At 61.4% G+C, this 13,110-nt stretch carries 11 protein-coding genes; 7 read left to right on the top strand and 4 right to left on the bottom strand.

The window, feature by feature from the left end:
- Positions 1-37 precede the first annotated feature (37 nt).
- The 6 genes from HAQ05_RS24110 to HAQ05_RS24085 all read left to right on the top strand — a co-directional run bounded on the left by HAQ05_RS24110 (position 38) and on the right by HAQ05_RS24085 (position 7,582).
- Positions 38-1,762, top strand: coding sequence for an ABC transporter ATP-binding protein (locus tag HAQ05_RS24110; protein ID WP_190425686.1), 1,725 nt, complete (start codon positions 38-40; stop codon positions 1,760-1,762).
- Positions 1,763-1,802: 40 nt separating this feature from the next.
- Complete coding sequence (locus HAQ05_RS28820; RefSeq protein ID WP_238936579.1) at positions 1,803-2,630, top strand: nucleoside/nucleotide kinase family protein; 828 nt, start codon at positions 1,803-1,805, stop codon at positions 2,628-2,630.
- A complete protein-coding gene (locus HAQ05_RS24100; protein ID WP_190425683.1) occupies positions 2,627-3,364 on the top strand; it encodes a nucleoside/nucleotide kinase family protein in 738 nt (245 codons plus the stop codon). The genes HAQ05_RS28820 and HAQ05_RS24100 overlap by 4 nt, the downstream gene beginning before the upstream one ends.
- Positions 3,365-3,412: 48 nt before the next feature.
- Positions 3,413-5,209, top strand: coding sequence for a phosphoethanolamine transferase CptA (gene cptA, locus HAQ05_RS24095; protein WP_190425680.1), 1,797 nt, complete (start codon positions 3,413-3,415; stop codon positions 5,207-5,209).
- Positions 5,210-5,643: 434 nt separating this feature from the next.
- Positions 5,644-6,612 (top strand): Bug family tripartite tricarboxylate transporter substrate binding protein, encoded by a 969-nt coding sequence (locus tag HAQ05_RS24090; protein ID WP_190425677.1) that lies wholly within the window; start codon positions 5,644-5,646, stop codon positions 6,610-6,612.
- A 40-nt stretch (positions 6,613-6,652) separates the two neighbouring features.
- Entirely contained in the window at positions 6,653-7,582 is a 930-nt protein-coding gene (locus tag HAQ05_RS24085; protein ID WP_190425673.1) for an NAD(P)-dependent oxidoreductase, read from the top strand.
- Between the two features lie 9 nt (positions 7,583-7,591).
- On the opposite strand, the gene HAQ05_RS24080 is transcribed toward HAQ05_RS24085, so the two are convergent.
- Complete coding sequence (locus tag HAQ05_RS24080; RefSeq protein WP_190425670.1) at positions 7,592-8,461, bottom strand: ABC transporter substrate-binding protein; 870 nt, start codon at positions 8,459-8,461, stop codon at positions 7,592-7,594.
- A gap of 213 nt (positions 8,462-8,674) precedes the next feature.
- On the opposite strand from HAQ05_RS24080, the gene HAQ05_RS24075 reads away from it, so the two are divergent.
- Positions 8,675-10,012: an LLM class flavin-dependent oxidoreductase gene (locus HAQ05_RS24075; RefSeq protein ID WP_190425667.1), complete on the top strand. Its 1,338-nt coding sequence runs from the start codon at positions 8,675-8,677 to the stop codon at positions 10,010-10,012.
- Positions 10,013-10,057: 45 nt separating this feature from the next.
- Here HAQ05_RS24075 and HAQ05_RS24070 read toward each other — a convergent pair whose 3' ends face one another.
- From HAQ05_RS24070 to HAQ05_RS24060, 3 genes are read right to left on the bottom strand one after another with little or no spacing between them, the layout of a single operon-like run.
- Positions 10,058-11,563, bottom strand: coding sequence for a tripartite tricarboxylate transporter permease (locus tag HAQ05_RS24070; RefSeq protein ID WP_190425664.1), 1,506 nt, complete (start codon positions 11,561-11,563; stop codon positions 10,058-10,060).
- Positions 11,564-11,596: 33 nt separating this feature from the next.
- The gene (locus tag HAQ05_RS24065) at positions 11,597-12,040 is read right to left on the bottom strand and encodes a tripartite tricarboxylate transporter TctB family protein (protein WP_190425662.1); all 444 of its coding nucleotides are present in this window, start codon (positions 12,038-12,040) and stop codon (positions 11,597-11,599) included.
- 33 nt (positions 12,041-12,073) lie between these two features.
- Positions 12,074-13,099 (bottom strand): Bug family tripartite tricarboxylate transporter substrate binding protein, encoded by a 1,026-nt coding sequence (locus HAQ05_RS24060; RefSeq protein ID WP_190425660.1) that lies wholly within the window; start codon positions 13,097-13,099, stop codon positions 12,074-12,076.
- Between the last annotated feature and the right edge of the window lie 11 nt (positions 13,100-13,110).

Here is a 13,110-nt window from a genome sequence, read left to right as displayed (position 1 = left end):
TCCCGTGGTGTGAAGCCTGATTTCGAATGTGAGTGTTATGCGAATTATCTTTGCTTTTGGTCGGTCTTACCCGGTGCGTACCGCCTTGATGCTACTGAGCCTCGTCGTGGCGGGGCTGGTCGAGAGCGTCAGTTTGACCACCATGTTGCCGCTGGTTTCGGTGATGCTGGGTGACAACGCTCACTCGACATTCGGCGTGCATATCATCAACGCACTGCAGAGCTTCGGCCTGCAGCCGACGATTGTGGTGTTGCTGACCATCATCGTGGTCGGCATGGCGTTGAGCAGCCTTTTGATTCTCGTCGCCAATCGCCAAGTGGGCTACACCGTCGCCCACGTGGCCACCGACTTGCGCGTGGATTTGATCAACGCCACGCTCGGCAGCCGCTGGGAATATTACCTGCGCCAACCCGGTGGCGCCCTGGCGAATGCGGTAGCGACCGAGGCCTACCGTGCGTCGACCGCCTATGAGCATGCCGCCAACATGGTCGCGTTGTCTATCCAGGCCGTGGCCTATGCGGTGATTGCGCTGGTGGTGTCCTGGCAGGCTGCAGTGGTGTGCCTGGTGGTTGGCCTGACGATTTTGCTCGCCTTGCGGGGGCTGGTGAAAACCTCCCGCCGGGCGGGCAAAAGCCAGACCAGCCTGATGCGAGACTTACTGGTTAGCCTGAGCGATACCCTCGGCTCGGTTAAACCGCTGAAGGCGATGGCACGCGAAGACATCGCCGACTCCTTGCTGCGCCACCAGGCCACCGAACTTAACGCCGCGATGGAGAAGGAAGTCACCAGCCGTGAAACGTTGCGGGCATTGCAAGAGCCCTTGCTGGCTATCCTCGCCGCAGCGGGCCTGTACGCCGGGCTGGTTATCTGGACGCTGCCTTTATCGTCGGTGATGGTGCTGATCTTCATGGTGGTGCGCGTGCTGGGGCTGATGCACAAGGCGCAGCAGCGTTACCACCGCATGGCCGCCCAAGAAAGTGCGTTCTGGGCCCTGCGCGAGGCGGTGGAAACCGCAGCGGCCGAAGCCGAACCCAAAGGCGGAACCGTGCAGCCAACGTTGAACCGGCGTATCGAGTTCAACAACGTGTCGTTCCGGTACGGCGGGCGCACGGTGCTTGAGGGCGCGTCCTTTGCGTTCGACGTTGGCACCATGACCACGTTGGTCGGGCCTTCGGGGGCCGGCAAAACCACGATCCTTGACTTGTTATGCGCGCTGCTCAGCCCCGAGGCCGGGCAGGTTTACGTGGATGGCGTGTCGCTGGCCGACCTTGACCGGCGCAATTGGCGACGGATGATCGGCTATGTGACGCAAGAAACCCTTCTGCTGCACGACAGCATCCTGGCGAACGTGACGTTGGGTGAGCCGGCGTTGACGGCGGCCGATGCCGAACGTGCTCTGCGGCAAGCCGGGGCCTGGGAGTTCATTGAAAAACTGCCGGATGGCCTGTTGTCGGTGGTCGGCGAGCGCGGTGGCAAGCTCTCCGGCGGCCAGCGCCAGCGCATCGTGATCGCCCGGGCATTGGCGCACCGCCCGCGATTACTGATTCTCGATGAGGCCACCAGTGCGCTTGATCCCGAGGCCGAACGCGACATTTGTACGTCCCTGAAAGCCCTCACCCCTGAAATAACCATCATTGCCGTTTCCCACCGCCCGCGGCTAATCGAAATTGCCGACGAGGTCATGCAGGTCAAAGATGGCGCCGTGGCGCGGCTCACCCATCAGGCGCGCCTGGCGGGTGAAACCTCGAGCGCTGGCGTTTGACCCTGTGGTGCGGCGTGTTTATATCGGATGAGACAATCCAATGAAGTGTGCAACCTATAACAACCAGCAATTGCCTAGCGAGCCGCTTGAGGCAGGCGCGCGTCTCGAGCCAGCAGGCCCGAAGCGGTCGAGCTCAGATAACCCAAAGCATAACCTGGCGCCGCTGATTGCGTTTGTGGGCTGCGACGGCGCCGGCAAATCAACCGTGTCAGACGCGATCCTTGCTTGGATGCAGGCATCGCGCAGCACGCAGAGTTGCCACTTGGGCGTCCAGTCCAAAGCGCTGGGTGAGGCCATGGTGAAGTGGCCCCTGGTCGGAAAACGCATTGCGCGGCTGATCGCGGACAATTCGCCACGGGTGAGCCCGGCGTTTAAAAAGGACGGGGAGGGGCCAAGCACCCTCGCGGCTTTTGCGATCTTCCTGTTGTCGCTGCGGCGCTGGCGGCGTTATCAGAAAATGATGGCGCTGCGGCGCAAGGGTGTGGCGGTCGTCGCGGACCGCTTTCCACAAATTGCCGTTGCCAACCTCAAAATCGATGGCCCGGGGCTTGCGAATGTCACTTACCGCAACGCGTTCGTGCGCTTTCTGGCCGGGCGCGAAAAGGCGCTGTACGCCTACATGATTAGTTACCGCCCGGATCTGGTCATCCGCTTGAACGTTGACCTGGAAACGGCCTTTGCGCGCAAACCCGATCATCGCTACGAGTCGTTGGCGCTGAAAATCGCCAATGTCCCGAAGCTTGAGTACCAGGGCGCGCCAATTCTGGACCTGGATAGCCGCTTGCCGCTGGCAGACGTTATTGCACAGGCCAAAGCCGGCGTTTCTCGTAGCCTGTCGTGGCCTCACGACGCGTTGGGCGACCGATGACTGGCCTTAGCGTTCGGATGTTCAACGGCATTCGCCATGACGACCTTACGCTGGCGCCCTTGATCGCGATCGTAGGCTCCGACGGGGCGGGCAAGACCACCCTGGCGGCGTCGGTCTGTTCGGCGCTGCAGGGCGAGGGCGCGGCCTACGCTTACCTTGGCCTGGGCTCCGGTGCACTGGGGTTGAAAATCCAGGCATGGCCGCTGCTTGGCCCGATGTTAGCGCGGCGCTTGGGGGCAAAGGCCAAGCAAGCACGGACCGAAGGCGAGCGCATTCCTGGGGTTTTCACCGCCGCGGTGATTTATGGTTTTTCCAGGCGGCGGGTGCGTCGCTTCAAGCAGATGCTGGCGTTGCGTAAACAGGCGGGTGTGGTGATTTGCGACCGATACCCGCAGTTGGAAATTCCCGGCTTCTACGACGGCCCAGGGTTGTCCGCCGCACGCCCGGCCAATCGTTTCACCGCCTGGCTGGCGAAGCGCGAGCTCAGCCTTTATCACCAGATGGCGAGTTACCGCCCGACCTTGGTCATACGCTTGAATATCGACGCCGACACCGCGTTTGCCCGCAAGCCTGAACATAATCTGGCGTTGCTCAGGCAGAAGGTCCAAGCCACGCCCTTGCTTCGGTTCAATGGTGCGCGAATCGTCGAAGTGGATGCCAGCCGGCCCTTGGCAGAGGTGCAGGCCTTGTGCGTCCAGTTGGTCCGCCAGCTGATGGCCGGCGGTTCGGCGTGAGCCACGGCCCTGGCCTGCCACGGGCCGCCTATTACTATTGAGGTTGTTATGGGATCTAGAAACACCGCGCCGGTGACACATCGCCGGGTAAATTGGGCCGGCCTCGGTTGGATGTTTCTGTTTTTCTGGTACTTCTCGGGGGTAGCCCAACTGCTGATCATCCAGGCGGGCGTCGCGGGTTGGAAGGGCATGGTCCAGGCGTCGATGGTGACGCTGTTGTGGATGGTTCCACTGCTGCTGTTTCCCGCGCGCACGCGGCTGCTGGCTGGCGTGCTGGGTATCATCCTCTGGGTATCGTCGCTGGCAGGCCTGGGCTACTTTCTGATCTACGGGCAGGAGTTTTCGCAAAGTGTGATCTTCATCATGTTCGATTCGAACATGCAGGAGTCCAGCGAATACCTGGGGCACTATTTTTCGTGGTCTATCGTGGCGGTCATCGTTGCCTATAGCCTGGGTGGGCTGCTGCTGTGGACCCGCGTGCGCCCGGTTTACCTACCGCGCAAGGCACTGGTTGCATGCTGCGTGTTGTTCCTTGGCGTTTCGGTGGGCTACAACGCCGTTCACCAGTACTTCAAGCGCGCCACCGTCAAGCTGGCGGCCGCTAAATTCGAAGAGAACATCGAAGCGGCAGCGCCCTGGCAGATAGTCGTTGGCTATCACCAATATCGCCAGCAGCTCGACGAGATGTCGAAGATGCTGGCCACGCAAGCGCACATACCGCCGCTGAAAAACCTCACTGACCAGCACGCGGGCCAACGCTCTACCCTGGTGCTGGTGATCGGCGAGTCGACGACGCGCCAACGCATGAGCCTTTACGGTTACGGCCGCCCCACCACGCCAAACCTGGACCAAATCCGCAGCCAGTTGCAGGTGTTCGACAACGTCATCGCGCCGCGCCCCTACACCATCGAGACGCTGCAACAGTTATTGACCTTCGCCGATGAGGAGCACCCCGACCTGTACCTGAGCACGCCTACGTTGGTCAGTGTGATGAAACAGGCAGGTTACAAAACCTATTGGATCACCAATCAACAAACCATGACCAAGCGCAACACCATGCTCACCTTGTTTTCCAAGCAGGCGGACGTACAGACCTATTTGAATAACAATCGGGACCAGAACGAAACCAGCCAATACGACGGCGACGTGCTTGATCCGTTTTCCAAGGCATTGGCCGACGATGCCCCGCGCAAGTTCATCGTGATTCACCTGCTGGGCACGCACATGAGCTACCACTATCGTTACCCGCCAACCTACGATTACTTCAAAGATCGCAGTGGTGTGCCGGCCAACGTGACGGATGATCAACTGGCGGTCTACAACAGCTATGACAATGCCGTACGCTATAACGACTATGTAGTGTCATCGTTGATCAAGCGTTTCAGCAATACGGACCCCAACGGTTTGCTGCTTTACTTGTCTGACCATGGTGAGTCGGTCTATGACCCCGTAGCGCCGAAGGTGCTTGGGCGCAACGAAGCGGCACCGACCAGGCCGATGTATACCGTGCCATTCATCGTCTGGAGCTCGCCCAGCTGGAAGGCCGCGCAAGCCAACCTGCCATTGGATGGCGCTTATCTGCACCGGCCCTACAGTACGTCGCATTTCATTCACACGTGGGCTGACCTCGCCGGCCTGCGCTTCGATGAATTCGCACCCTCGCAAAGCCTGGTCAACGCTGACTACAAACAGGGCCGCTTGCTGATTGGCAACCCGCACACGCCGTCTGGCTTGCGCGACTTCAACTCGCTGCCTATCGACCCATTACAGGCCCCGGCTGCTCAAGTCGCCCAGCATAAAAACGACCCGGCCCCAGGTACCGTTCCGAAAACCGCGAACGATTGATGGCTATGGGGCAGGTCGCCGGCTATCGACGCGGGTATACCGCCCCGTCCGTTGCTGAGCAACGGCTTCTGGTCGATGCCGGGGCCGGTGCGTGGCAACTATAACGCATCGGAAAAGCGCGCGTCGGGGAGGGTGACTGCGTCATTTGGTTAGGCGCTTATTCACACATTGCCGGTTTTTTTTCCGGTGCTGGCGGTTATTACCTTAGAGACATCCGTTGTTGGCCACGGCCAGTACCCGGCACTTAGGATTGCGCGGCTAGTGTGGTTTCAGACGTTGGCTGCACAATGTTGACGATGCCTTTTGCCGCCGTGCTGCGTTGCCGTCACGGCGCCTTCGCTAGCAGCATTTTCGCGTCGATGCTTGTGCGAGTGTCTGAAACACCACGCCCCCGCACGATGCTCGGGAACCTGCCGCTGAAAAGGATACGCCTCTTGAAACTGGGCATATGGATATTACTGTCGTTATCGGCCCTTTTGGCCATCCCCCACGTGGCACAGGCGGATAGTTACCCGAGCCATCCCGTTAAGATCGTTATCCCGTCACCGCCCGGTGGCACCAACGACATCATTGCGCGGTTGGTCGCCGAGCGATTGGCCGCGGCCTATGGGCAGAACTTCATCGTCGAGAACCGCAGCGGTGCCGGGGGGTTACTGGCTGTACGCAACGTCGCCCGGGCCAAACCGGATGGTTACACACTGCTGTTGTCTTTCGCCGGCCCCCTGGTGGTTAATACCGACCCGCGCGACACCGAAGGGCTGGACCCTGCGCAAGCATTGGCGCCGATCAGCATCCTGGCCGATCTGCCCTATGCGTTGGTGGTGCGCAGTAACTTGCCTGTCGATACGCTGCAGGAGCTGGTGGCTTATTCTAAGTCGCAGCGCCAAGGCGTCAACCTCAGCATCAACGCGTTTGGCTCCGATGCTCATTTGTTGACCGAGCAATTCAAGCGCGACAGTGGAATCAAAGCCGAACTGATTCCTTACCAAGGCACGGGCCCTGCGCTGAACGATCTGTTGGGCGATCACATCGACGGGTTTTTCACATCGTTTCCAGCGGTGGCGGGCCATATCAAAAATGGCCAGATCAAACCATTGCTGGTGGCTAAGCCTGAGCGCTGGCCGGGCTATGCGCAGGTGCCAACCACTGCCGAGGCGGGCATCGGCCAGGTGGTCGCCAGTGCGTGGTTCGGGTTACTGGCCCCCAAAGGCACCGAGGCCAACATCCTCGATAGCTTGAGCGAGCATGTCGCCCAGGCCCTGCAAAACACTGACGTGCGAGAAGCATTGCTCGCCCAAGGCGCCAATGCGCGGGGAGACTCCCGGGCGCAAAGTGCGCTGTTTATCGCCAACGAGCGGGCACGTTGGGATGAGTTGAAAAAGACGGTGAATATCCGCCAATAACGTTCTGCGCCCTCCCGGCCCTATCAAGGAGTGAATCTACATGGCCTTACCCGTCATCAGCAGCCATCTGGAGGACGACTTCAACGACCCCCTGGAGCAGCGCCTGGGGCGCCCCATCCAGCGCCTGCCGTGGGGGTCGCTGGACATCCCCGACAATACCGAGATCTTGCTGGCTTCGCCGATTGGCAAGGGCGGGCAGGGCCGCACCCTGCCGCAACCGGCCAATTGGCCCAAGCACATTAAATGGATACAGTTGGTGTCTTCGGGGATCGACCTCTTCCCGGCCTGGTTCCTGCGCAGTGCGCGCATCAGTACCGCCCGGGGGGTGGCTGCGCATTCCATTGCCGAGTACTGCCTGGCCGCCATGCTCTCTGTCAGCAAAGACCTGCCCAACTTGTGGGTCAGCGGCCCTGAGCAATGGACGGGGCGCCGCACGGCATCGGTATACGGTTCAACCATCGGCTTGTTGGGCTTGGGAGCGATCGGCCAAGCCTTGGCCCATAAAGCCCTTGGGCTGGGCGCGCAGGTGGTCGCCCTGCGGCAATCGAAGGCCCCGGCACCGCTGGCAGGAGTGCGGCTGGTCGGGTCGGTCGGCGAATTGATGGCGCTGAGCGATCACCTGGTGCTGGTGGCGCCTTCGACGCCATCGACCTACCGAATCATCGATGCTGCAGCCTGGGCCTGCGCCAAACCTGGCTTGCACTTGGTCAACGTGGCCCGTGGCGAACTGGTGGATGACGAGGCGTTGCTGGCGGCATTGGCATCAGGCCAGGCGGGTTTCGCCACGCTGGATACCACCGCGCCCGAGCCGCTGCCGGCGGGCCATCCGTTCTATAGCCATGGGCAAATCAAGCTGTCGCCTCATACCAGCGCGTTGAGCTGGCTGACCCGCAAACAGTTGGTGGACAAGTTCATCACCAACCTGGCGCGCTATGAAAGCGGCCAGGCATTGCTCGATGAACTGCCTTGAGCCCGCCGCTTATACGGCGACCAGGGCGCTGTACGGGCTCAGGCCAGGCGTGAGGTTCCACGAGCGCATCCATGCGTAGGTGTGCGCGAAGCGGGCTTCGTCCAGGGGGCGGCTGTGGGCATAGCGCACGAAGGCACTGGCCAGCTCCGCTTCGTCCAGGCGGTCCTTGACCGGTGCAATGATGTAGTGCTTGTAGCGGGCGAAGTCATCGTTGATCAGGTTGGTGGCTTCGTTGACCGCTTCCAGGTAGGCCGCCCGTGCGTCGGGGGGTAGCTCCGGTGCGATCACTTCAGCGCCGCGGTAAAAATTCACCCCGATAATGTGCGCGCCTTCCTTCAGCGCCAGGCTGACATACGGCTCCATCAGCGCCGCGGCTCGCAATTGGCCGCTTTTGAGGGTTTCATAGCGCACGAATGGCTCGCCGATATGCACCAGTACGATGTCTTCGCGGGCCAGTGCGCCATCTAGAAATTGCAAGGTGGTGTAGTGCGAGCCAGTGAACTCGTTGATACCGACCGGTACCCCTGCCAAATCCCGCAGTTCCTGGATCTGCGGGTCGAAGCTGACGATCACTTGGGCAATCACAGCGGGGCGCAGTGCATGCACCTGGCTGCCGCGGCGGCTACGTTCCGAGCGATCCAGGCCGGCCCACTCGCAAAGGTTGTAGGCATCGGCCCGGCGCGCTTCGTAGAGTGATTCCTTTTGCCGTTCGAAGGCTTCCTGGCTGGAATAGGCCTGCGGGGCGTGTGCTTCACTGAACTGAACGTGCAAGCCACGCTTTTCGAACAGGCCATGTTCCAGTGCCACGTGAATCGGCAAGTCGAACACCGGGACGTTAGGTGCGACCGTGAGGTGGTTTTTTAAATAAGTGTCGGCCATTCTGGCGCCCTGCGATATTCAAAATATAAAGGGCGATGTTAATCAGGCTGAGGCCGGCGCTGAAATATTATTTGGTACTTGAGCTAGAGACCTTTTAATGCGCTCGGTGGCGCCGCCAACGGTTATAACTTCAGATTAAAACGTTCAGGTGATAGCTTCGGTTGTTATGGAATAATTCGCCGCTGACAACGGCCAGGCAGCGAAACTACTTCCATGACCCAGCATAATGAACAGATGCACTTGGGCGCCGTAATCATGGCCACGGGCAATCACGTCGGCGGCTGGCGCCACCCACACGCCCGCGCCGATGGTGGCCACGACCTGGCCTTTTTCCAGCACCTTGCGCGCAGCGCCGAACAGGCTCGTTTCGACCTGCTCTTTTTTGCCGATTCGGTGGGCATTCGCGAACGCGGTGGCCCGCAGTCGTTACGGCGCTCCCATCACATCGCCCAGCTCGAACCGCTCACGCTGCTCTCGGCCCTGGCGGTGGGCACCGAGCGTATCGGCCTGGTGGCCACCGCCTCGACCACCTACAACGAGCCCTACCATATCGCCCGCAAGTTCGCCTCGCTCGACCACATCAGCCAGGGGCGAGCAGGCTGGAATGCGGTCACCTCATTTACCGACAGCGAGGCGGTCAACTTCAACCGCGAGAAGCACCTGGCACATGACCTGCGCTATGCCCGCGCCGAAGAATTCATCGCTGTGGTCAAGGGCCTCTGGGACAGTTGGGACGACGACGCCTTTGTGCGTGACAAGGCTGAGGGTATCTATGTAGATACCGAGCGCCTGCATTACCTGCACCACCGTGGCGAACACTTCTCGGTGCGTGGGCCGCTGAACGTCGAGCGTACTCCACAAGGGCACCCTGTGTTGTTCCAGGCCGGTGCCTCCGAAGATGGCCAGCGGCTAGCCGCGCGTACCGCCGATGTGGTGTTCAGCGCTGCCGACACCCTCGAACAGGCCGTCGCTTTTCGCCGTGGTCTGCAGCGCCAAGTGGCAGAGCAGGGGCGCGACCCCTTGCGGGTGAAGGTGATGCCTGGGGTATTCGTGATCGTTGGTGAAACCGAAGAAGCGGCATGGCAGCGCTCACGGGAACTCGATGCGCTGGTGCACGAGGACATTGGCATGGCCCAGCTCAACAGCATGATCGGCGTCGACCTCAGCGCTTACCCGTTGGGCGGGCCTCTGCCAACCCTGGCCCACACTCAGGGGCACCAAAGCCGCCAGCGCCTGCTGCTGGAAAAGGCCCGGCGTGAAGGGCTGAGTATTCGCCAGCTGTATCAATTGGTGGCGAATGCCTTTGGCCACAAGATTCTGATCGGTGCCCCAGAGCAAATAGCCGATGGCCTTCAACAATGGTTCGAAGCCGGCGCGGCAGATGGGTTCAACATCATGGCGCCGTTTTTCCCAGGCGCCTTTGATGACTTTGCCCGCCTGGTAGTGCCGATTCTGCAAGGCCGCGGGCTGTTCCGGCGGGAATACCAAGGCAAAACCCTGCGTGACCACTTGGGCCTGGAGCGGGTTCAGAGCCGCTACGCCAATACCTGAAACTGGCCTGCGGCGGCACCCATCGCCACCGCTGCAGCAGGCCGCTCATTCCTCCTGGAACGCCTCTACCCGCACCCGGCGAAAGTTGGGCAACAGGATCAGCAGCACCAATGCCAGCGACACCAGCAGAAACACCAGCGCGATAGGGTGGTTGACCACCTCCAGCGGGTTGCCTCGTGCGATCAGCAGGCTGCGCCGTAGATATTCCTCCAGCAGCGGGCCCAGGATAAAACCCAGCATGAAGGGTGCCGCCTCGCACTCCAGCAGGTAGAAAACGTAACCGAGCACGCCGAACACCGCGACCACCAATATCGAGAACGCGCTGTTTTCCAGGCTGTACGCACCAATGCAGCAGATCAACAGGATCGTCGGGTACAGCAGCTTGTACGGCGCCGACAGCAGGCGGATCCAGATGCCGATCAACGGCAGATTGAGCACGATCAACATCGCGTTGCCCACCCACATGCTGGCGATCACACCCCAGAACAGCGCCGGTTGCTCGCTGATCAATTGCGGCCCCGGCGCTATGCCCTGGACCATCAGCGCGCCGACCATCAGCGCCATCACCGCGTTTGACGGAATGCCCAGCGTCAGCAGTGGGATGAACGACGTCTGCGCGCCGGCGTTGTTCGCCGATTCTGGCGCGGCGACGCCTTCGATCGCCCCCTTGCCGAAGCGGGAAGGGGCCCGGGCGATTTTTTTCTCGATGGAATAAGACGCGAACGACCCCAGTAGCGCGCCGCCGCCGGGCAGGATGCCCAACAGCGAACCGATCAACGTGCCGCGAATCGTCGGCCAGGTAATCTGCTTGAACTCCTCGCGGCTCAACCACAGGCGTTTGATGCTGTCACGGTTGACCGTGCGCGCACCGCCGGGTTGCTGCAGGTTGACCAGTATCTCACTGATACCGAACACGCCCATTGCCACCGCAACGAAGTCCAAGCCATCGTCGAGCTCCGGCAAGCCGAAGGTAAACCGTTGCGCATTGCTGTTGAGGTCGGCGCCGACGCAGCCCAGTAGCAACCCCAGGGTCACCATGGCGATCGCCTTGAGCACATCGCCGCTGGCCAGAATCACCGCCGCGATAAGCCCGAGCAAAATCAGCGAGAAATATTCAGCCGGGCCGAACGCCAGGGCCGCCTCGCTGAGCAGCGGCGCGAAAGCGGCGATGAGCAACGTTGCGAAGCATCCGGCGAAGAACGATCCCAATGCCGCCGTGGCCAAGGCCTGGCCCGCGCGCCCTTGCAATGCCATCTGGTGGCCGTCCAGGCAAGTGACCACCGACGACGACTCGCCGGGGAGGTTGACCAGGATGGCCGTCGTCGAGCCACCGTACTGCGCGCCATAATAGATGCCCGCCAACATGATCAGTGAAGCTTGCGGGCCGAGCGCATAGGTACTGGGCAGCAGCATGGCGATGGTGGCGGCGGGGCCGAGCCCCGGCAGGATGCCCACGAGAGTGCCGAGGATGGCGCCGAACAGGCAATAGAGCAGGTTGTTGGCGGTAAAGATAACGCCGAACCCCATGGCGAGGTTATCAAGCATATGCATAGTCGCTGCCTGCCTTTGGATCAGTAAGAAGCACTAGAACGGCCACAACACGAAAGGGATACCCAGGCCGTAGCCGAAGATCACCACCGCCGCGGCACTGAGGGCCAGCGCCAGCAGCACCACCTCCAGCCAGCGCCGCTGCGGCGCAGCCAGCCGCGCACCCACGGTGAGGATGACGGTGGCCACGGCAATGCCCAACCGATCGACCAGCAGCGCGAACAGCACCACCGATACTGTCATGACGACCAACGGCATCGGTTTGAAGGGCCTTGGCTGCGGGCCTTCTTGCCAGAACGCGCGCACGCCGATGACCAGCCCCAGCACCAGCAACAGCCCGGCCAGCAGCGTCGGAAAATAGCCAGGACCCATTCGCGCGGCGGTGCCCATTGCATAACCACGGCCCAGTACCAGCGCCGCCAAGCCGATGCCGGCGAATAGCAGGCCGGCGTAAAAATTGGTTTTACTCGCCAGGTTCATGGGGCCTCCAGGGCGCTTGATGTCATTGCTCAGTCATTCATTTGCAGTGATGTTGTTCTGGTGAATCACACTCGCCCAGCGCGGCACTTCGCTACGGATGAAGGCGGCAAACTGTTCGGGGCTGTCGGCGATCACAGTGCCACCCTGGCGTTCGATGCGTTCGCGAACCTCGGGCGTGTGCAGCGCCGCGACCAACGTTTGGTTGAGCTTTTCGATGACCTGCGGCGGGGTGCCAGCCGGGGCCAGGATGCCGTGCCAGGCCGATACCTCGACGTCCGGGTAGCCCGCTTCGGCGGTGGTCGGCACGTCCGGAAGTTGTGGCGAGCGTTGCTGGCTGGCCACGGCCAGGGCCTTGACCGTGCCGCCACGAATCTGCGGCAACACCAGGGGCAAGTTGTCGATGTACAGGTCCAGGTGGTTGCCGATCAGATCATTGAGTGCTGAGGTACCGCCCTTGTAGGGGATTTCCAGCAAGTTGAGGTGGGTGGTCCGCTGCAGCTTGGCCACTAGAAACTGTGGGGTGCCGCCGTAGACGATGCCGAACTTCAACGGTTCTGCGCGGCGCTTGGACAACGCTATCAGCTCCCCCAGGCTATTGGCGGGCAAGCTGGGGTTGACGAAAATCACATTGGGCACCGTGGCCAGGCGGCCCACGGGGGCGAAGTCTTTGAGGGGGTCATACGGCAGGTCGGGATACAACGTCGGGCTGGTGGTGATCGGCCCGAACGTCCCGGCCAGTAGGGTATAGCCATCGGGTTTGGCCTTGGCCACCAGGCCCGTGCCCAGGTTGCCGCTGCTGCCCGTGCGGTTCTCGACCACCACGGGCACGTTGAAGGCCTTGCTCCAGATGTCGGCGGCTAGCCGCGCCATGATGTCGTTGGTCCCGCCCGGTTGGTAGGTGGCAATGATTTTGATCGGCTTGTTTGGGAAGTCGGCCTGTGCATTGCCCGCTGCCTGGCCGTTGCTCGCTGCCTGGCCGTTGCTCGCCAGGCTACCCAAGGTCAATGCCGTACCCAAGGCGATGAGCCAAGTTTTCCAAGAGGCTCTGCGGTGGTTCATTACAGTGTCCG

Source organism: Pseudomonas typographi (assembly GCF_014694385.1).
Classification (GTDB): Bacteria; Pseudomonadota; Gammaproteobacteria; order Pseudomonadales; family Pseudomonadaceae; genus Aquipseudomonas; species Aquipseudomonas typographi.
The sequence above is the reverse complement of the archived record's forward strand: the minus strand, read 5'-3'. Positions and strand labels throughout refer to the sequence as shown.